The organism is Sphingobium sp. CFD-2, from assembly GCF_024611135.1.
Taxonomy (GTDB): Bacteria; Pseudomonadota; Alphaproteobacteria; order Sphingomonadales; family Sphingomonadaceae; genus Sphingobium; species Sphingobium fuliginis.
Genome location: NZ_CP084405.1, coordinates 804,338 through 824,415 on the forward strand (window position 1 = coordinate 804,338; position 20,078 = coordinate 824,415).

At 63.0% G+C, this 20,078-nt stretch carries 17 protein-coding genes; 8 read left to right on the forward strand and 9 right to left on the reverse strand.

From position 1 onward, the window contains the following. Window positions 1-20: 20 nt before the first annotated feature. The 7 genes from LDB29_RS03800 to LDB29_RS03830 form a co-directional block, all read right to left on the reverse strand. Window positions 21-605, reverse strand: coding sequence for a hypothetical protein (locus LDB29_RS03800; protein WP_021246272.1), 585 nt, complete (start codon window positions 603-605; stop codon window positions 21-23). A gap of 81 nt (window positions 606-686) precedes the next feature. Beyond that, window positions 687-1,097 (reverse strand): DUF2147 domain-containing protein, encoded by a 411-nt coding sequence (locus tag LDB29_RS03805; protein ID WP_021246273.1) that lies wholly within the window; start codon window positions 1,095-1,097, stop codon window positions 687-689. Window positions 1,098-1,147: 50 nt separating this feature from the next. Continuing rightward, on the reverse strand, window positions 1,148-1,720 hold the full coding sequence (locus LDB29_RS03810; protein ID WP_021246274.1) for an HdeD family acid-resistance protein: 573 nt from the start codon (window positions 1,718-1,720) through the stop codon (window positions 1,148-1,150). Window positions 1,721-1,860: 140 nt separating this feature from the next. Then, window positions 1,861-3,084 carry a phospholipase A gene (locus LDB29_RS03815; protein ID WP_257556192.1) on the reverse strand — a complete coding sequence of 408 codons (1,224 nt, stop codon included), beginning with the start codon at window positions 3,082-3,084 and terminating at the stop codon, window positions 1,861-1,863. Continuing rightward, the gene (locus LDB29_RS03820) at window positions 3,081-4,274 is read right to left on the reverse strand and encodes an acetate/propionate family kinase (RefSeq protein WP_030090400.1); all 1,194 of its coding nucleotides are present in this window, start codon (window positions 4,272-4,274) and stop codon (window positions 3,081-3,083) included. Before LDB29_RS03820 ends, LDB29_RS03815 begins: the two co-directional genes overlap by 4 nt. After that, window positions 4,271-5,692, reverse strand: a complete 1,422-nt coding sequence (locus tag LDB29_RS03825; protein WP_257556196.1) for a bifunctional enoyl-CoA hydratase/phosphate acetyltransferase — start codon at window positions 5,690-5,692, stop codon at window positions 4,271-4,273. Before LDB29_RS03825 ends, LDB29_RS03820 begins: the two co-directional genes overlap by 4 nt. Before the next feature lie 3 nt (window positions 5,693-5,695). Next, window positions 5,696-7,450, reverse strand: a complete 1,755-nt coding sequence (locus LDB29_RS03830; RefSeq protein WP_021246278.1) for an alpha/beta hydrolase — start codon at window positions 7,448-7,450, stop codon at window positions 5,696-5,698. A 341-nt stretch (window positions 7,451-7,791) separates the two neighbouring features. Between LDB29_RS03830 and lptB the strand changes: the two genes are divergently transcribed. After that, entirely contained in the window at window positions 7,792-8,715 is a 924-nt protein-coding gene (lptB, locus tag LDB29_RS03835) for an LPS export ABC transporter ATP-binding protein (protein ID WP_062066091.1), read from the forward strand. Here lptB and LDB29_RS03840 read toward each other — a convergent pair. Then, a complete protein-coding gene (locus tag LDB29_RS03840) occupies window positions 8,705-9,529 on the reverse strand; it encodes a TetR/AcrR family transcriptional regulator (protein WP_021690795.1) in 825 nt (274 codons plus the stop codon). The genes lptB and LDB29_RS03840 overlap by 11 nt on opposite strands. Window positions 9,530-9,629: 100 nt before the next feature. On the opposite strand from LDB29_RS03840, the gene LDB29_RS03845 reads away from it, so the two are divergent. The 7 genes from LDB29_RS03845 (at window position 9,630) to LDB29_RS03875 (ending at window position 18,972) form a co-directional block, all read left to right on the forward strand. Further along, entirely contained in the window at window positions 9,630-11,039 is a 1,410-nt protein-coding gene (locus LDB29_RS03845; protein ID WP_037484510.1) for an efflux transporter outer membrane subunit, read from the forward strand. Next, the gene (locus LDB29_RS03850) at window positions 11,036-12,109 is read left to right on the forward strand and encodes an HlyD family secretion protein (protein ID WP_021246282.1); all 1,074 of its coding nucleotides are present in this window, start codon (window positions 11,036-11,038) and stop codon (window positions 12,107-12,109) included. The genes LDB29_RS03845 and LDB29_RS03850 overlap by 4 nt, the downstream gene beginning before the upstream one ends. Next, the gene (rbbA, locus tag LDB29_RS03855) at window positions 12,106-14,856 is read left to right on the forward strand and encodes a ribosome-associated ATPase/putative transporter RbbA (RefSeq protein ID WP_021246283.1); all 2,751 of its coding nucleotides are present in this window, start codon (window positions 12,106-12,108) and stop codon (window positions 14,854-14,856) included. Before LDB29_RS03850 ends, rbbA begins: the two co-directional genes overlap by 4 nt. Before the next feature lies 1 nt (window position 14,857). Then, window positions 14,858-15,982 (forward strand): ABC transporter permease, encoded by a 1,125-nt coding sequence (locus LDB29_RS03860; RefSeq protein WP_021246284.1) that lies wholly within the window; start codon window positions 14,858-14,860, stop codon window positions 15,980-15,982. Between the two features lie 294 nt (window positions 15,983-16,276). After that, complete coding sequence (locus LDB29_RS03865; protein WP_021246285.1) at window positions 16,277-17,068, forward strand: autoinducer binding domain-containing protein; 792 nt, start codon at window positions 16,277-16,279, stop codon at window positions 17,066-17,068. A 193-nt stretch (window positions 17,069-17,261) separates the two neighbouring features. Further along, entirely contained in the window at window positions 17,262-18,047 is a 786-nt protein-coding gene (locus LDB29_RS03870; protein ID WP_021690794.1) for a type IV toxin-antitoxin system AbiEi family antitoxin, read from the forward strand. Between the two features lie 4 nt (window positions 18,048-18,051). Then, window positions 18,052-18,972, forward strand: a complete 921-nt coding sequence (locus tag LDB29_RS03875) for a nucleotidyl transferase AbiEii/AbiGii toxin family protein (protein WP_013846841.1) — start codon at window positions 18,052-18,054, stop codon at window positions 18,970-18,972. Window positions 18,973-19,185: 213 nt separating this feature from the next. Here LDB29_RS03875 and LDB29_RS03880 read toward each other — a convergent pair whose 3' ends face one another. After that, the gene (locus LDB29_RS03880; RefSeq protein ID WP_013846840.1) at window positions 19,186-19,539 is read right to left on the reverse strand and encodes a hypothetical protein; all 354 of its coding nucleotides are present in this window, start codon (window positions 19,537-19,539) and stop codon (window positions 19,186-19,188) included. Between the last annotated feature and the right edge of the window lie 539 nt (window positions 19,540-20,078).

Genomic DNA, 20,078 nt, shown 5'->3' on the forward strand with positions numbered 1-20,078 from the left:
GGGGACCTGTTTCCTTGAGATCATGCGCTTGAGCGCGGATCGTTGTCGGAGCGCAGAAATCTGCTCCAGTCGATCTGGGCGAGCGCAGCAAGCAGGATGATCATGCCGATCTGCATCGCGATGCCCCACGGACTGGTGAGGCGCTCGGTAAAGACGTCACCCAGGCTCGATTTGCGGATCACGCCTGCTGTCGCGGCATAGATCGAATAGGAGACGAGACGCCCGACGAAAAACGCTGCTGTGAACTTCCCCAGCCTGATACCCGCAAGGCCGGCCGCTTCGAACAGTTGCGCCGAGGGAAGCGGAGAGAGAGCGAACAGTGCGAGCCCGAAAATCGCGCTTTTCGGTCGGTCCTCGACGACTTTTTTCGCTGCTTCGAGGTTGCGCTTTTGTTTCGCGGGCAAATAGTCCTTGAGAAATCGAAAGCCCCAGGCAAGCAGCAAACGTCCAAGAGCGGCCGCGAGCGCGCCAATGAACACGATCAAGGCGACAGGCAGATCGGTCGTCAGGCCATAGAGAACGATGATCGACCATGTCGGGGGACCGAACGCGGGCAACAGGTTGATACCAAGGACGATCAGGAAGAGAATCAGGCACGCGGTCATTTCGCCTTCGGCGTTATCGCATTTGCGCAGGGTCAGCGAGCCGGATGGGAGAGATGTCTTTCAGCCTGTCAATCCATGCGTCTACTTCTCGACGCGCGTCCAGATCTGCGACCGGCACCCGATGCGCCCGACGAGGCAGCCGTTCGCCTCGAGCCTGTTGCTGTCGAGTACCGTGACGCGCCCGGTGAAGGTCCGGCCGATATCGGGCACGAAAACGCGGCCGCGCCACACGCCGGGCTGCTCCTGCTCGAAATCACGAAACAGCTGTGCGCCCACCAGAGGATCCGGGCTGCCCTTGCGCGCATCGGCTTTCGCCTTGTCGTTAGCCCAGACGACGACACCGCACATCCTGTCGTCGCACGGTTGCGCGCGGATATGCACACTGTTTGCAGGGTTGCGCCAGATAGTCCCGGAAATGCTCGATGCCGGAGCATTTCCGACCGTTGCCGCCAGGATGAGCAAGACCGAAAGCGGTTTGTATCCTCCGATCATCCTGGCGTTTCCTTTGTTGTTCGGGGCAGGGCACCCTTGCCGCACTAAGTCTATAGCTTACCGATGCGGCGCAGACCCATGGCGAGGATGATGAGGAAGGTTCCTCGCAGCAGGAAGCTCAGGCCGACCGCCAATGCCAGGAAGGCAAGTCCGGTCGCGGGATCGCTGAACAGGAGGAGACCGCCCAGAACAGTGTCGAGAACGCCGAGTAGCAGGCGCCAGCCCCGGTCATGCGCAGACTGGAATGCGCCGACGATTTCGAAAACGCCGATGATGAGCAACCAGGCGCCGATCAGCGCGACGAGCGTCAAGGCCCCGGCGAAGGGATTGAAGAAAGTGATGGCGGCCGCGACGAGGCTCAGCACGCCGAGGAGGATCTCGATCCAGCGTGCGCGCCGGGAGAGCGAGGACAACCCGGCCGCGATAGCCAGTATTCCGTATATGAGGAGCGCCACGGCAAGGAAAACACCTGTCGCGAAGCCCGTCGCGATTGGGTTGAGGAGCGCAAAAACGCCGATCAGGATCACGAGCAGCCCATAAGCCAGGACCCAGCCCCAACTGGTCTCCAATGCCGGGTCGGCCATACCATAGGGGCTGGAATAGCGCCTCGATTGTGACGGCATGTGAAGGGCTCCTTCTTGGTGACTCGGAACTTTTGCTGTGAGCGTGTCGACTATTGCCAGAGTGCAACCTCAAGTCGAGCAGGAAGCGCTGATGTCGCAGGAGGCGTCGCTCAAGTGCGTGATGTGCATGAAGGCGGGTTTCAACGCACCAGTGCCACGCCCAGACGAAAACGGGTCGTATGGCGATCATAGTCGAGCAGATTCTCGCCATAGCCGATGAAGCTCTGGCCGAAGAGATAGAAGTCGGGTCCCCCACCCAATAGCCGCGAGAGCGGATAGGAAAGATCGGCGGCGAGTGCGCCTTTGCCGCTGGAGACGCTGAACCGCGTGGATGTCGTAAGGCGTAGGCCGTCATCTTTCCCGACTTCCAGGAAGAGCGAGCTATTGCCTCTGTAGCGGCGGATATCGGGATTGTCGGATTTGTCGCCGACAAGGAGGGAGAAGCGCGGAGCTACCGACAGGCGATAGCCGCCGCCGAGCGGGAAGGCGGCCATCGGCGCCACATAGAGCGTGTTGAGGCTGCGGGAATCGAGACCGGAGCGACCGTTGGATTCATGGCGAAAGCCGCCCTGTGCGCTCAGCGAGATGCCGCGTGTCAACGTAGCTGAAGGGGTCAGGTAGAAGAGTTCCGGCTGATAGTCGATGTTACGAAACGGCGAGGAATCCGCGCCAAGATCCCAGAACATGCGCTGGGTATAGGCAAAATGCAGTCCGTCGCGCCAGGAAAGTGGCAAGCCCTGGGCGCGTCTCGTTCCGAAAATCTGATATTTGAAGCTGATCTGGATGCGTGCGGCGCTGTCGGTGCCCGGACCATAGACAGCATAGATCGGTTCATAGGCCGACAGGTTGGCGAAAAAGGCGTTGCCCGCCGACCGGTCCGAGGGAGGCGGCACAGCCTTGTTTTCCAACCCCGGCGCGTTGGGAGGCCCGGATTGCGCGGAGGTGTTCGTGGCTATTTGCGCCCCTCGGTCCGCGGGCCGCAATGCCAGCGTGATCTGCCGCGTGCCCCATGCGGGAACGGAGATCGCGGCGCCTTCCAGCGACAGATTGGTCCTCCGCGCAAGCCGGTAGGTCGCGCGCGTGAAACCGCCAGGTGGAATGATCGGGTTTGGAGGCGTCGTCGCCATGCGCTCCAGCCAGGCGGTGCGAGAGACGCCGCTCTGCTCCACCTGCGCTTCGATGCGGTCCGGAAGGGCCATGCCCTGCGGATCGCCGCTGTCATTGAGCAGGCGCAGATCGACTAGGACAGCGCCGGTTTCGTCCTCCTGCCCGGCATCGCTGATCAGGATTTCGACGGGCGATGCGGCATGAGCCGCGGCAGGGACGGCAAGCGCGATGGTGGCAAGGCTTATCGCGCGCCTCATGATGGATTCTCCCCCAGCACGTGCAAGGTGTGGAGCGCGATCATCCGTTCCTCGTCGGTGGGAATGACGCGCACCGCGACATGGCTGCCGGGCGTGCTGACAAGCGGGGCGCCGGCAGCGTTCGCCTGTTCGTCGAGTTCCACGCCCAGCCATGCGAGGCGTGCGCAGATACGCTGGCGCATCGCGGCGTCGTTCTCTCCGATCCCGGCGGTGAAGACGATGCCGTCCAGCCCGCCCATCGACGAGGCGAGCGCGGCCGTCTCGCGCGCGGCGCGCCAGGCGAACAGCGCCATCGCCTCTTCCGCTTCCGGCGCATCGCTGGCCGCGAGCGCCCGCATGTCGCTCGACAGGCCGGACACGCCGAGCAGGCCGGACTGCCGGTAAAGCATGTCCTCCACATCGGCCGCGCTCATGCCCATGCGGAGCTGAAAGTGCAGGATCACGCCGGGATCGATAGTGCCGCAGCGCGTGCCCATCACCAGGCCGTCGAGCGCAGTGAAGCCCATGGTCGTATCGACGCTCCTGCAGTCCCGCATGGCGCAGAGGCTGGCCCCGTTGCCCAGGTGCGCCGCGACCACGCGGCCCGCGGCCAGCGCCGGGTCGATCTCCGCGAGACGCATTGCGACATATTCATAGGACAGGCCGTGAAAGCCGTAGCGGCGGATGCCCTGATCGTGGAACTTGCGCGGGATGGCCAGGCGCGAGGCGACGTCCGGCTTGTCGTGGTGGAAGGCCGTATCGAAGCAGGCGACCTGCGGCAGGTCGGGTTTCAGCTTCGCGATCGCGCGGATCGCCGCGAGGTTGTGCGGCTGATGCAGCGGGGCGAGGGGGCACAGCGTTTCCAGCCTGTCCAGCAGGTCGGCATCGACCAGGCGGGGCGTGACGAAGTCCAGGCCGCCATGCACCACGCGATGGCCGATGGCGATCACGTCCCGCCCTTCCAGCGGATGGTCTCCTGCCCAGGCGAAGAGGTCCATAAGCAGGTCGGCATGGCTGAGCGCGGCGCCGTCCGGCCAGTCCCGCTCGATGAGCGTTTCCCCCGTCGCGGAGCGGGCCCGCAGGCTGGGCGCGATGCCGATCTTCTCGATCTTGCCGCCTGCCGAGAGCGTCAGCCCGTCCCGGCCATCGAGCGTGAACAGCGAGAACTTGATGCTGGACGAACCGGAGTTGATGGCGACGACGGCTTTCATGCGCTCGCCGCTCCCGGCAGGCCGGGCGCGGCCTTGGTGGCGGCGCGCGCCATCAGCACCGCGACCGCGCAGGAGGCGAGGCGGGTGCGCAGGCTGTCGGCCCGGCTGGCGAGGATGATCGGCACGCGCGCGCCCAGCACGATGCCTGCCGCGTCCGCACCGCCCAGGAAGGTGAGTTGCTTGGCCAGCATGTTGCCAGCCTCCAGGTTTGGCACGACGAGAATTTCCGCTTTGCCCGCCACCGGCGAGACGATGCCTTTCTCCTTCGCGGCGGCTTCGCTGATCGCATTGTCGAAAGCCAGGGGTCCGTCCAGCACGCCGCCCGTGATCTGACCGCGATCGGCCATCTTGCACAGGGCAGCGGCGTCGAGTGTGGATTGCATCGCGGGATTGACAGTCTCCACGGCGGAAAGGATCGCCACTTTCGGTTCCGCGATGCCGATGACATGGGCAAGGTCGATGGCGTTGCGGATGATGTCCGCCTTCTCCTCGAGTGTCGGCGCGATGTTGATCGCGGCATCCGTGATGATGAGCGGTGTCGGATGGTTCTGGACGTCCATGACATAGGCATGGCTGATCCGGCGCTCGGTTCGCAGGCCCGTGGCGGAGCGCACGATGGCGCCCATCAATTCGTCGGTATGGAGCGAGCCTTTCATCAACAGCTTCGCTTCGCCGCCGCGCACCAGGTCCACGGCCTTTGCCGCCGCTTCGTGGCTATGGGCGGCGGATACGATGCGGAAAGGCGAAATGTCCTTGCCGGCGTCTTCGGCCGCCTTGCGGATCTTCGCTTCCGGCCCGACCAGGATCGGCATGATGAGATTGGCTTCGGCGGCTTCAATCGCGGCCAGCATGGCGGCCGCGCTGCAGGGATGAGCCACCGCCGTCGGTTCCGGCACGCCATTGGCGGTCATCTCGATCAGCTTGCGGTAGCCGTCATGGTCGCGCAGGCTGACCTCCGGCAGCGCCGCACGGGGGCGGCGGACCTTCTCGGCCGGCGCCTTGACTTCGGCCTGGCCGCTGATGACTTCCTCGCCGTCCTGGTTGACGCAGCGGCAATCGAACAGGATATCATGGTGCGCGCGTTTTTCCGCCACCGTCACCGACGCCGTGATCGTGTCGCCAAGGCCTACCGGCCGCGTGAACTGCAGCGACTGGCTGAGATAGATCGCGCCAGGGCCGGGCAGTTCGGTGCCCAGCACGGCGGAGATGAGACCGCCGCCCCATAGTCCGTGCGCGATGACGCGGCGGAACATGTCGGTCGCGGCATAGTCGGCGTCCATATGCGCCGGGTTCACGTCGCCGGACACGAGCGCGAAAAGCTGGATGTCCTCTTCGGTCAGCGTGCGCGAGATACTGGCGGTATCGCCCACTTTTATCTCGTCGAAGGTGCGGTTCTCGATCATGGTTCCGTCAGTCATTGCTCAATGCTCCAGCACATAATGGCCGGGAGCATCGGCGATCGCCGCATAGCCCTTGTCCGCTGCGCCCATGGGCGGCGGCGCACCAGGTTCTCCCGAACGCGCGGCCAGCCATTCTCCCCACGCCGTCCACCATGAGCCTTGCTTTTGCTCGGCGCGGCTTGCCCATTCTTCGGGATCGTAGGAGGTGCCGTCGACCTCGCGGGTCAACACGCGGTAGCGGCGGCCCTTGTGGCCCGGTTCCGAAACGATGCCGGCATTGTGCCCGCCGCTGGTCAGGACGAAAGTGATCTCGGCCCCGGTCAGCAGGTGGATCTTGTGGACGGAATGCCATGGCGCGACATGATCGCGCTCGGTTCCGACCACGAACAGCGGTTTGCGGATGGAGGCAAGGTTGATGGTTCGCCCATCCACCCGGTATTTTCCTTCGGCCAGGTCGTCGTCGAGGAACAGGCGGCGCAGATACTGGCTGTGCATGGCATAGGGCATCCGTGTGCCGTCGGCGTTCCAGGCCATGAGGTCGTTCATCGGTTCGCGCTCGCCCATCAGGTAGGTGGCGAGCACACGCGACCAGACCAGATCGTTGGAACGCAGGATCTGGAAGGCGCCGCCCATCTGGCTGCTGTCCAGATAGCCCCGGCTCCACATCATGTTCTCCAGCAGGTTGAGCTGGCCTTCGTCGATAAACAGGCCCAATTCCCCCGGCTCGCTGAATTCCGTCTGTGCGGCCAGCAGTGTGACGCTGGCGAGCCTGTCATCTCCGTCGCGCGCCATGGCCGCGGCCGCGATCGAGAGCAGCGTGCCGCCCAGGCAATAGCCCATGGCATGGATGCCCGTCGCGCCGGTGATCGCCGTCACCGCATCGAGCGCCGCCATCGGTCCGAGGTGCCGGTAGGCGTCCATGTCGAGGTCACGGTCGGCACTGCCGGGATTGTGCCACGAAATCATGAACACGGTGAAGCCTTGCGCCGTCAGCCAGCGGACCAGCGAGTTCTCGGGCGACAGGTCGAGAATATAGTATTTCATGATCCACGCGGGCACGATCAGGATTGGCTCGGGCCGCACGGTGTCCGTGGTCGGTTCATACTGGATCAGTTCGATCAGCTTGTTGCGGTAGACGACCTTGCCTTTGGCCGTGGCGACGTTTTCGCCCACGCGAAAGGCTTCGGCGCCGACCGGCGGCAGGCCGCGCGCCATGTGCTGCATGTCCTCGACCAGGTGCCGGAAGCCGTCGACCAGGCATTGGCCACCTGTTTCCGCGATCTTGTGTTGGAGAACGGGATTGGTGGCGAGAAAGTTGGTCGGCGCGAGCATGTCCAGCATCTGCCGTGCGGCGAATTCCACCATGTCTTCATGATGTTTCGAGACACCGCCAATGCCTGTCGTCGCGGCGTGCCACCATTGCTGGTTGAGCAGGAAGGCCTGAGCGACGAGATTGAAAGGTAATTCTTTCCAGGCGGGATCGGCGAAGCGCCGGTCCTGCGGCAATGGTTCGATGGCCGGTTCGGCCTCGCTGTCTTCCATGCGGCGCTGCAGATAGTCGAAAAGCCGGGCATGCTTGCGGATGGCCTTGGCGCCAAGCTGCATTTGTTTGCCCGGCGACGTGGCGAGATGAATCCCCCAATCGGCCATGGCAAGCAGGAGCGTGGCCGGCGAAAGGCCGAAAGTCGTCTGCGCGATGGCCGCCGATGCCGTGCGGTCGAGCGTTTCGCTGATTCCGTCCAGCGGATCGTCGGAAGGCGGAGGGGACGTGGCCATGACTATATACTCCGAGTTCCGCTGGAAGGTGCCTCGTCTCTCCGACAGGATTCCACAGCAGATGTTTGGGCCGCCCCTCCCGGTTCTTCTTATGCCGAACGGTACTGCATAGGTAAGATAGAATGCAAGCCGCACGGAGCTTGGTTGCGACCGGACGGCTGTCTGACGGCCAGTCGCAACCGCGGGCGCGGGGATATTCGGCCATGGCCTGCTGGAGAAAAAGGAGCCTCAATCATTGAGCGTAAAGCCACTAGGTATAGTTCACGATGGCGATGCATTGCCTGGAGATACAGTGTACGGCGGTCGTCATCCCGGGCAATTTTGCGGGAAATTGAAGGAGAATGGATGATCCGCGAGATCGCCATGATGGCAGCGGTTGCGCTGGTGCTGGCCGGCCGGGATGGAGACGCGTACTGACCCGGCTTTTGAGGGACCTTGGCGGAAATCTCGGGCATGATGCCCAACTCGTATCGCCGGCCGCGCGTTCGGAGAGCGAGCCGCTTGCGCCCGCGTCAATCGGACCGGTCGCAGTCGAGCGCGCGCCGACGGTTCTTTCGATCGCCGGGATCGAGAAGTCCTTTGGCAAGCGGAAGGTGCTTGACGATGTCGCGCTCGAAGTGCGGGCAGGCGAAATCGTGGGGCTTCTGGGGCCAAACGGGGCCGGCAAGACGCTCTGCTTCTATGCGATTGCCGGCCTGATGAGCGTGGATGCCGGCAGGATCGAGATTGGCGGTCAGGATGTCACCGCGCTTCCCATGGATCGAAGAGCGAAGCTGGGCCTCGGCTATCTTCCCCAGGAAGGATCGATCTTCCGCGGCATGACGGCTGCGGAGAATATCGCGGCCGTGCTCGAACTGCATATCGCCGATCGCGATGTAGCTGCCGCGCGGCTCGATGAACTTCTTGCCGAGTTCAATATCGCCCACATTCGCGACGTTCCCGCACAGCGGTTGTCCGGCGGGGAACGCAGGCGCTGCGAGATCGCCAGGGCCATGGCGGCAGCGCCCTCGGTCATCCTGCTCGATGAACCGTTCGCGGGCATCGATCCCATGTCGATCGCCGACGTCAAGGCGATGGTGCGAAAGCTCAAGCGAGAAGGCGTGGCGATCCTTCTGACCGACCACAATGTGCATGAGATGCTCGAACTGGTCGAGCGGGCCTATATCATCGATCAGGGCAGGATGCTGTTCGAGGGCGGCCCAGAAGCGGTACTCGACAACCCCGAAGTCCGGCATCGCTATCTTGGCGAGGGCTTCAGGATGTGAGGCGGTTACCGCGCCCTTCGTTCAGGAACGGAATGGCCTTTGCCATGAGGTCGAGCGCTCGCTCGATATAGGCAGCCTTTGTCCGGGTGGTGTTGTGCAGATCATGGCGCTGCAGGATGCGCTGGCGCGGCACGGTGACCAGCGCGTCGAAGAGAAAAGCAGCGAGGAACGGAAGATCGCCTGCTTCCTCGCTGTTCGGTTCGCTCGCCTCGGCAAGGATCGTCTGCATCAGATCGATGCCGAACTGGGTGCCGATCGCGGGCTGTGCCCGCATCATGCCCGGATTGTGGTTTGCCAGCCAGATGATGAGCGCTTCGATGCCCACGACATCGCCTTGAAGCGACAGGTCGAGCATCCTGCGAGCGATATAGGCGATTTTTTTGCGGGTGCTTCCTCGAGGGACCGATGCCGCGATCGGATCGAGATAGCGGGCAAGGCTGTGTTCCATGGCGGCGACGAGCAGGGCGAGCTTTGAGCCGAAGCGGGAATAGAGCGTTCGCTTCGATGTCTGTGCGGCGGCGGCGATAGCTTCCATACTCGTACCCTCGACGCCGCCGGCGATGAATTGGGCAAGCGCCGTCTCGAGGATATGATGTCCAAGCCGGGCTGCGACCTCCTGTGGCGGCCTTCCTCCCCTGGGATCGCGGGCAGGCAGACGCGAGCCGGTTCCCGATGCGGCGCCGTCATCTTTCATGAATCGCTCGCGGCCCATCGCTGCTTCATTCCAGCTTTCGCGCTTGATCGGCAAGTGATACCGGGCAATATCAAAACCACTAAGTGTAGATACTAATAGTCCGGAGAGGTGCTTGCCCATAGGCGTACCGCCTGTTTGAACCAGAATGGAACCGGACTAGATGGCTCGCAGCGCTCATATTACTGGCCGTTTATGCGGGTTCCGGGCCGTCATGGCGGCGATGATCGTGCCATCTTTCCTGTCCGGCTGTTCCTTCGCGCCGCCCAATGTCCGGCCGGCCCAGCCGGTGCCGCAGGACTATCCCGCGCCAGCCGCGCTGGGCGCGTCCATCGCGCGGATCGGTTGGCATGATTTCTTCCGGGAAGAGCATCTGCGTGTGCTGATCGCGGCCGCGCTGGAGAACAACCGCGATATCCGTATCGCCGCGGCCCGCGTCGATCAGGCGCGCGCGGCCTGGCGTATCGAGGGATCGGCGCTCTATCCCGAACTCAACGCCGTCGGCACCGGCACGCGGGGTCGTTCCATCATCAGCCTGCCGGGCGCAGGCACGCAGAGCTATGACATCAAGCAGGTCACCGCGCAGGTGAGCGCGAGCTGGGAAATCGATTTCTGGGGCCGTCTGCGCAACCTGAACGACGCCGCGCGCAATCGTTATCTGGCGACGGAAGAGGCGAAGCGCGCCGTTGCCACCGGCCTGATCGCGCAGGTCGCCAATGGCTATCTGCTGGAGCGCGAATATGAGGAACGCCTCGCGCTTGCCCGGCGGACGATCGTCACGCGCGAGGACTCACTGCGGATCATGCGCCGCCGCTATGAAGTCGGGTCCGGCTCGAAGCTCGAAATGACCCAGGCGCAGTTGCTGCTGGCGCAGGCGCAGGATGCGCTGCAAGCGCTTGAGCAGGACCGCGACGTGAACCGCAACGCGCTGGCGCTGCTGGTCGGGCGGCCCGTGGAGATCGTGCCTGGGCCCCTCGGTCTTGCCGAAACCGGACCGGATATCGCCCTTCCGCCGGGCTTGCCCTCCGACCTTCTGGTCAACCGGCCTGATATCGTGGCGGCGGAATATCAATTGCGGGCGGCCAACGCCGATATCGGCGCGGCGCGGGCGGCGTTCTTTCCCAATATCAGCCTGACGGGTGCCTTCGGCACGGCGAGTTCCGATCTCGACGGGCTGTTCGGCGACGGGAGCCGCGCGTGGAGCTTCACCCCGACGATCGCCCTGCCGCTGTTCAATGCGGGCCGCCTTTCCGGCAACCTCGATCTGGCGAAAGCGCGGCAGGTCGAAGCCGTGGCCAGCTATGAAAAGACCGTGCAGGGCGCGTTTCGTGATGTTTCCGACGCGCTGGTCCGGCGCCGGCAACTGGCGTTGCGGATCGACACCGCGCGCAGCTCGCTGGACGCCTTGCGCGAACGGGCTCGGCTGGCCGGGTTGCGGTTCGACAACGGGCGTTCGGCCTATTTGGAAGTGCTGGACGCGCAACGCGACCTTTTCGACACCGAACAGGCGCTGATCCAGTTGCGCCGCGCTCATCTGGCGAGCGGCATAGCCCTCTACGCGGCGCTTGGCGGGGGCTTTCCCGCCGAAGTCGTCCACGACAGCAACGATCAAGGCGGAGAACACAGGCGATGACGGCGTCCCGGAAGACATGGCTCATCAGGGGCGGCATCGCGGCGGCGCTCGTCGTTGTAGCTCTGCTCCTTTGGCAGGTGCTCAAGCCCGGCGATTTGCCCGAAGGCATCGTCGGCGGTAACGGCCGGATCGAAGCGGTTGAAATCGACGTTTCCGCCAAATCGCCCGGCCGCATCCGCGAAATCCTGGTCGACGAAGGCGCGTTCGTGCAGGCGGGGCAAGTCGTCGCCCATATGGATACGGACGTGCTGAGTGCCCAGAGGGCCGAAGCCGAAGCGCAACTGGCGCAGGCGCTGAACGGCATCCAGATCGCGACCAGCCAGGTCGCGCAGCAGCAGAGCAACCGGGCGGCGGCTCTCGCCGGCGTCCGCCAGCGTGAGGCGGAGCTGAACGCGGCGCGCAAGCGGCTGGCGCGATCGGAAACGCTGGCGCGAGAAGGTGCGACCGCCGTGCAGGAACGGGATGACGATCAGGCCCGCGTCGAAGGCGCGGCGGCGGCAGTGGAGGCCGCTCGCGCCCAACTCGCGGCCGTCGACGCGGCGATCACGACGGCGCGCAACCAGGTGATCGGCGCGCGTTCGCAGGTCGATGCCGTGCGCGCCACCATCCAGCGGATCGAGGCCGATATCCGCGACAGCGACCTCAAGGCGCCGACGGCCGGCCGCGTGCAATATCGCGTCGCCCAGCCGGGCGAAGTCGTGGGTGGCGGCGGGCGCGTGCTCAACCTGGTCAATCTGGGCGACGTCTACATGACCTTCTTCCTGCCGGAAACGGTCGCGGGCAAGGTGGCGCTGGGCAGCGATGTACGCATCGTGCTCGATGCGCTTCCGGATCGTGCGATCCCTGCGAAAGTCAGCTTCGTTGCCGATGTGGCCCAGTTCACGCCCAAGACGGTGGAGACGCAAAGCGAGCGCCAGAAACTGATGTTCCGCGTGAAGGCGCAGATCGATCGCAAGTTGCTCGATCGCTATATCACCCAGGTCAAGACCGGCCTTCCGGGCATGGCCTATGTGCGGATCGATCCGAAATCCGAATGGCCCGCGAAACTGACCGTCAACGTGCCGCAATGACGGAAGCTGTCGCCCGCGTTTCGGGCGTGAGCCTGCATTACGGCAAGGTGCTGGCGCTCGATGATGTGAATCTTGAAATCCCCGCCGGGCGCATGGTGGCGATGATCGGCCCGGACGGCGTCGGCAAGTCCAGCCTGTTTTCCCTGATCGCGGGCGCGCGAGCCATCCAGGAGGGCCGGGTCGAGGTGCTGGGCGGCGACATGGCCGAGGCCCGCCACCGCAACGCCGTGTGTCCGCGCATCGCCTATATGCCGCAGGGGCTGGGCAAGAACCTCTATCCTACGCTCTCCATCGACGAAAATCTCGAATTCTTCGGGCGGTTGTTCGGGCAGGACGCGGCCGAACGCGAGCGCCGCATTGCCGACCTCACCGAAAGCACGGGCCTCGCGCCGTTCCGCAAGCGCCCGGCGGGCAAGCTTTCGGGCGGCATGAAGCAGAAGCTCGGCTTGTGCTGCGCGCTCATCCACGATCCCGATTTCCTGCTGCTGGATGAGCCGACAACCGGCGTCGATCCCATGTCGCGCGCGCAATTCTGGGATCTGATCGACCGCATCCGCGCGAACCGCCCGCACATGAGCGTGCTGGTCGCCACGGCCTATATGGAAGAGGCCGAACGCTTCGACTGGCTAATCGCGATGGACGCGGGAAAGGTGCTGGCCACCGGCACCGCAGCCGACTTCTATGCACGCACCGGCGAACAGTCGCTGGAACAGGCGTTTATCTCGATGCTTCCCGAGGAGCGCCGCCGCGGGCACAAGCCGGTGGAGATTCCGCCGCGCAGCGACGGCGGCGAGGCCGAGATCGCCATCGAGGCGCAGGGGCTCACCATGCGTTTCGGTGATTTCACGGCAGTCGATCATGTCGATTTTCGCATCGAGCGCGGCGAGATCTTTGGATTCCTCGGCTCCAACGGCTGCGGCAAGTCGACCACCATGAAGATGCTGACCGGCCTGCTGAAAGCCAGCGAAGGCCAGGCCTGGCTGTTCGGCCGCGAGGTCGAGAATGACGACATGGCGACGCGCCGGCGCGTTGGCTATATGAGCCAGGCCTTCTCGCTCTACTCGGAACTGACGGTCCGGCAGAACCTCGAGCTGCATGCCCAGCTCTTCCATGTTCCCGCCGGGGAAGTGCCGGCCCGCGTGAGGGAAATGGCGCAGCGGTTCGGCCTGGATGGCATCATGGATGCGTTGCCCGGCGCCTTGCCGCTGGGCCAGCGCCAGCGGCTCAGCCTAGCCGTCGCCATGATCCACAAGCCGGAAATGCTGATCCTGGATGAACCGACGTCCGGCGTCGATCCGATCGCGCGGGACCAGTTCTGGCAGATGATGATCGACCTGTCCCGGCGCGACAAGGTGACGATCTTCATTTCCACGCACTTCATGAACGAAGCGGAGCGGTGCGACCGCATATCGCTGATGCATGCGGGCAAGGTGCTGGTCAGCGACACCCCCGCCGCCATTGTCGAGAACCGCGGCGCGGCGGACCTGGAAGAAGCGTTCATCGCCTATCTTCAGGATGCGAGCGGCGAGACGCCGACAGAAAAGAGGGACGATCCGGTTCCTGCGGGCGCGCCTGCCGCGGCCGATCAGGACATTTCGGCTGCACCGGCCCGCTCCCCATGGTTCATGCGGCGCCGGATGATGAGCTATGCCCGGCGCGAAGGGCTGGAATTGCGCCGCGATCCCATCCGCGCCACCCTGGCCCTGCTGGGCAGCGTCATCCTGATGTTCATCATGGGCTATGGCATCAGCATGGACGTGGAGGACTTGCCGTTCGCCGTGCTGGACCGCGACGGCACGACCACCAGCGAGAACTACGTCCTCAACCTGGCCGGATCGCGCTATTTCATCGAACGGCCGCCGATCACCGACTATAGCCAGTTGGACCGGCGGATGCGCTCGGGCGAACTGAGCGTGGCCCTGGAGATTCCGCCCAATTTCGCGCGCGACCTGCGCCGGGGCGTGCCGGTGCAGATCGGTGTATGGGTCGATGGCGCCATGCCGCAGCGGGCCGAGACCGTGCAAGGCTATGTCCAGGCCCTGCATGCCCACTGGCTCAGTGAAATGGCCGTGCAGGAAACAGGTGCGCGGCCATCGATGGGTCTCGTCAATATCGAGCTGCGCTATCGTTACAATCCGGACGTGAAAAGCCTTGTAGCCATCGCGCCGGCCGTGATTCCGATGATGCTGCTCTTGTTCCCGGCGATGCTGACGGCTTTGAGCGTGGTGCGGGAAAAGGAGCTGGGTTCCATCGTCAATTTCTACGTGACGCCGATCAGCAAGGTGGAATTCCTGCTGGGCAAGCAGCTTCCCTATGTCGCGCTCGCCATGCTGAACTATGTCTTGCTGGTGTTCCTCGCCGTCACGATGTTCGGTGTGCCGTTGACGGGCAGTTTCCTCGCGATGACGCTGGGCGCTCTCTTCTATACGCTGTCGGCGACGGCCATCGGCCTGCTGTTCTCCATCTTCATGCGCAGCCAGATTGCCGCGATGTTCGCCACCGCCATCGGCACGATCCTGCCCGCCGTGCAGTTTTCCGGCCTGATCAACCCGGTGTCCTCGCTCGAGGGGGCGGGCGCGGTGATCGGATCGATATATCCCGCGACCTGGTTCGTCACCATCTGCCGCGGCGTCTTTTCCAAGGGGCTGGGCTTCGCCGACCTCTGGCCTGACCTTCTCGTGCTGTTCGCGACGTTTCCCGTCATCCTGGCGCTGTGTGTCGCGTTGCTGCGTAAGCAGGAGAGCTGATATGCGCCACGCGGCCAACATCTACCGGCTCGGCATCAAGGAACTGCGCAGCCTGTGGCGCGATCCGATGATGCTGTTCCTGATCCTCTATTCGTTCTCGGTGGGGATCTACGTCGCGGCAACCGCCATGCCGGAAACGCTGCACAAGGCGCCTATCGCGATCGTCGATGAAGACCAGTCGCAGCTTTCCAGCCGGATAACCGGCGCCTTTTATCCGCCGCACTTCACGCCCCCTTCGATCGTGGGACTGAACGAAGTGGACAAGGGGCTGGATGCCGGGCGCTATACGTTCGCTCTCGACATCCCGCCCGATTTTCAGCGAGACGTACTTGCGGGACGCCAACCCGGCTTGCAGCTCAACGTTGACGCTACGCGGATGAGCCAGGCTTTCACGGGCGGCGGCTACATCCAGCAGATCGTGCAGGGCGAAGTTGCCGAATTCATGAAAGGCACGCGTGCGAGCACGCCGGTCCCGGTCGAGCTGGCGCTGCGCGTGCGGTTCAATCCTACGCTGGCGCAAAGCTGGTTCGGCGCGGTCATGGAAATCATCAACAGCGTCACCATGCTGTCGATCGTGCTGACGGGCGCGGCCCTGATCCGCGAGCGCGAGCACGGCACGATCGAACACCTGCTAGTGATGCCGGTGACGCCGTTCGAGATCATGGCCAGCAAGGTCTGGGCCATGGGGCTCGTTGTCCTGGTCGCCTGCGCTTTCGCGCTTTTCGTGATGGTGGAAGGGGTACTGTCCGTTCCCGTCGAAGGGTCGATCGCGCTGTTCCTCGCCGGAGCGGGGCTGCACCTGTTCGCCACGACCTCCATCGGCATCTTCATGGGGACGATCGCGCGCTCCATGCCGCAGTTCGGCTTGTTGCTGATGCTGGTGCTGCTGCCGTTGCAGATGCTGTCCGGCGGTTCGACGCCGCGCGAAAGCATGCCGGAGTTCGTCCAGACGGTCATGTTGGCCGCGCCCACCACCCATTTCGTGAAGATGGCGCAGGCCATCCTTTACCGGGGCGCGGGCTTTGACGTGGTCTGGCCCCAGTTCCTGGCTATCATTGCTATCGGCGCGATCTTCTTCGCCATTGCGTTGGCGCGGTTCCGGCGAACCATCGGCACGATGGCGTGAGGAGGCAGTCGAATGTCAGAACACCAAATTGCGTGGGACATCGTAACGATGCTTCAGACTAACGATTGCCGAACGGTTCCGCGCAGGTTTCGCAGGAGAATAATACCGGCGGCGGTGTCGCGGATCCTGAGCCAGGTTTTCGAAACAGCGAATCCACGATTGCCCTAGCAGCCTCACGCGTCAGCCATAGCGCTGGCTGACGGCTGTGAATGCCCCCTATCTCCCATAGGTATCACAACGGCTTCTTCTGGCACGTTTGCCGGTGCACGGCCAACACAACCCAAGGAGGATGCCATGTATGTCAATGCCAGAATGCGTGAGACACTCTCACGCTTCAATGCCGCTTCTTCAATGGAAGCGCTGCTCGCCGCCTTAGCTGATGCCGCCACGAAAATGGGCTTCCCCTATGTCGCGATGATCCAACATGGCGGCCTCCCACGCTTGGTCGAACGGGCGCTGGTTATTACCAACTATCCGGCGGAGTTCGTGCGTTTCTACACCGAGAGCCACGCGTACGTCATCGATCCAGTCTATGAGGTGAGCCAGTTGCTGGACCGCCCGTTCAGCTGGGACGAGATTCCCGGTTATGTCGATCTCACAGGCACACAATCAGCCCTGTTCGAAGAAGCGCGGCTGCATGGTCTCGTCCACGGTGTCACCGTGCCGCTCCACATACCGAGCGAATCCCATGCGTCTTGCACTTTCGCACGCGCGGAGCCGATCATGGCTTCGCCATCGCTACTGACGACGCTCCACATCGTCGCTGCCTTCGGGTTCAAGGCGGGCCTCAGACTACATCATGCCTCGCGCGGACATGACGTACCCAGGCTCACGCGCCGCGAAGCTCAATGCACGGCATTGGTCGCCGTCGGCAAGAGCGATTGGGAGATCAGCCAGATACTCGGTCTGAGCGAGACCTCGGTGCGCTATTTCGTCTCCCACGCAAAGCAGCGTTACGGCGTCTACAAGCGCTCAGAGCTTGTCGCCAGGGCGCTCATCGACGCGCAGATCCTTCGAAACGACCAAGGGATCATTGAGGCTGGACCCCGCCGCCCGCGCCACAGGGCGAAACGGCGCAGTCCTTGACAGTCCTGTCGGTGTCGCCGTGTTGCGCATCCCGTCAATTGGCCCGCGAATCGCCATGCCTAGGGCGGATAAGTGTATTGACCTACGGTCGCACGATCCAGTTTGCCGAGCTCTGATAATGCCAAGCAAGGCTTAGCCAATTTCGAAATTAATAAACTCGACAGTAGTTTCCCAATCTGTCAAAATGCATAGCATGGCTTCGCAAACATTAGGAAAATTAAACCGGCTGCAACGGGATCTCCCAGAGAGCCTGCTGGTCGACGCGGCATGGATGGAAGCCCATGGTTACTCATCATCGCTGCGGAGCCAATATGTTCGCGCGGGATGGCTCGATAGCCCGACCCGGCGCGTCTATCGCCGCTCGCGTGGACCGCTCACCTGGGAACAGGCCGTTATCTCACTGCAATCCCTGTTGGACCTGCCTTTGACAGTTGGCGGGCGCACAGCGCTCGAACAGCAGGGCTACGCTCATTATCTCTCCATAACGGTGCGCGAAGTCCATCTCTATGGGCCAAGCCGGCCGCCGACATGGCTCGACAGCCTGCCACTCGATGTCTCGTTCCGCTGGCATAACAGCCTCCGGCTGTTTCCAGTCGACGGCGAGATTCCTCCCGAGCCTGCGCCCCGGATGTCCAGCACCGCCGGCACGACCTTGCCGATCCGCTGTTCGAGCAAGGAACGCGCCGTTCTCGAACTGCTCGATGAGCTTCCCCATGAGAGCTTCCATCAGGTCGACATGCTGATGGAAGGAATGAGCGACCTCAGCCCACGTCGCCTTCAGACACTTCTTGAGGCGTGCGCGAGCGTAAAAGTGAAGCGTCTCTTCCTCTTCTTCGCGGATCGCCATGGCCATGCCTGGCGTTCGAAGCTCGATGTTTCCCGCCTGGATCTCGGATCGGGCAAACGCGTCCTGGTCAAAGGAGGGAAGCTCGACCGGCGCTACAACATCACCGTGCCCTCCGACCTGGCGGGAGAATAGCTGTATGGCGTTTCTCGACGGCTACCGGAGACAGGTCGCTCTTCTTCTGCGTGTTATGCCTCACGTCGCGAAGGAGGATATCTTCGCGCTGAAAGGCGGAACAGCGATCAATCTGTTCGTGCGTGACCTGCCGCGACTTTCGGTGGACATCGACCTCACCTATCTGCCGATCGAGGACCGCGCGACCTCGCTCGCCACGATCGATGCGGCGATGCTGCGGATCAAGGAACGCATCGAGGAAGGACTGGTCGGAGCCAGGATTCATGCGTCGCGTTCCGCTGACGAAAAAATCGTCACCAAGCTCATCGTTCGTGCGGATGATGTGCAGATCAAGATCGAGGTCACGCCAGTGTTGCGCGGGACGGTCTATGATCCCGTCGTTATGGGTGTCGTTCCCGCAGTCGAGGACGCCTTTGGTTTTGCTGAGATTCAGGTGGTGTCCTTCGCCGATCTCTATGCGGGAAAAATCGTGGCGGCGCTCGACCGGCAGCACCCTCGCGACCTCTTCGACGTCCGCGACTTGCTGGCGAACGAAGGCGTCACAGACGATTTGCGACGTGCATTTCTCGTCTACCTCGCCAGCCATAATCGCCCGATGGCCGAGGTTCTCGCTCCCGCCCGTAAACCGCTCGCCGAGGAGTTCGAGCGCGGTTTCGTCGGAATGACTCACCAGCCGATCACTCTGGCGGAACTGGAATCAGCGCGTGAAGACATCATCGCGTGCATGGTTGCCGGGATGCCTGACACTCATCGGCAATTCCTTGTCGGCTTCAAGCGTGGTGAACCGGACTGGGCGCTTGCGGGCATTGATGAGGCGAGGCGACTGCCCGCGGTTTTGTGGAAGCAACGTAACCTGGACCGGTTGGACCCTGGCAAGAGGCAGGAGCTTGTTGCCGCGTTGGAGAAGCAATTGCTGCCGGGATAGGTCAGGCGCCCCTCCGACGCCTGCAGGTCAGCCTGTTTGCGGCGAGCAGCGCGGAAGGGTGGTGGTTAGGTGAAGTGCGGGAGCAGCGAGGAAAGGGTGGAGGTGATGGGAGAGGGAGCCGCTCGCGTTTGGGACCAGCAGGTACATTGAAGGCTTACGGTTCGACATGGATTTTGGCGGAATGGCCGGGCAATGTCTTTCCGCTAGCGCTGCCTATATTCTTGGTGATGCAGGCGCGCGAACATAGCGCACAGCGTGGTCGAGGCGCTCCGCCGCGTCGGCCTCGCTGATGCGGAGGCGGCGTGCGATCTGGCCAACGGTAAAGCCGTCATTGCGATGAAGGAACAAGGCCCGCATGGTCAGGTGCGGTAGATCGGTAAAAACAGAATCCCATACCTCGCCTTCTTCCCCCATCTTGCCCGACGACCCCATGACCCTCTCAATCACATCGTGGAGATCGGCAGCAGCGGGTTCCTGCAAGGCGTATAGGATCGCCAAGGACTGCTCCATCATTTCCAGCGCTTGTTCTTTCAATTCGTCGTTGCCCGGCTCGTTACCGCTCCCCATGCTCTCACCTCCTTCTTAGTTGCAGAGGAGCATGACAGAAATCGCGGGATTTTCATCAACAACAACCCCCAACTTGGATATTGTTGTGCGCTGGCTTTTTGCGCGAAGGTGCCATGCGCTATTTTATGATTTCCGAGCCGTTAGCCGGACTTCAGATTTTGAAAACATCATGACTGCCAGCCTTACAGGTCGCGCCGCCGCTCGCATCAGCGGAGGTGCCGAGAATGGGGTTGCCCGGGGATGGAGATGCTCGAGATATGGAAAATGCACGGTCTCGTGCCGACCTTGTAAGTCATATGCCCAGCAGAAGCGGCTGAGACGCAGTCCGTGTTGGACACCGCAAAAGCTGTCCCAACCGCGACATTTACCGGAACTGGCAAGAACGACCGTCATGCATTGACATTGGTGACGGTTATTGCGGCGGCGCCAATACCCTCTCTCTGGAATTGACGCCGCCACATCGATCCCTGTTCGCAAAGATGGGTCAATGCCGATAGATTAGAAGCGTTGTTCCCAATCGGTTTCCAGATCGAGCCGAT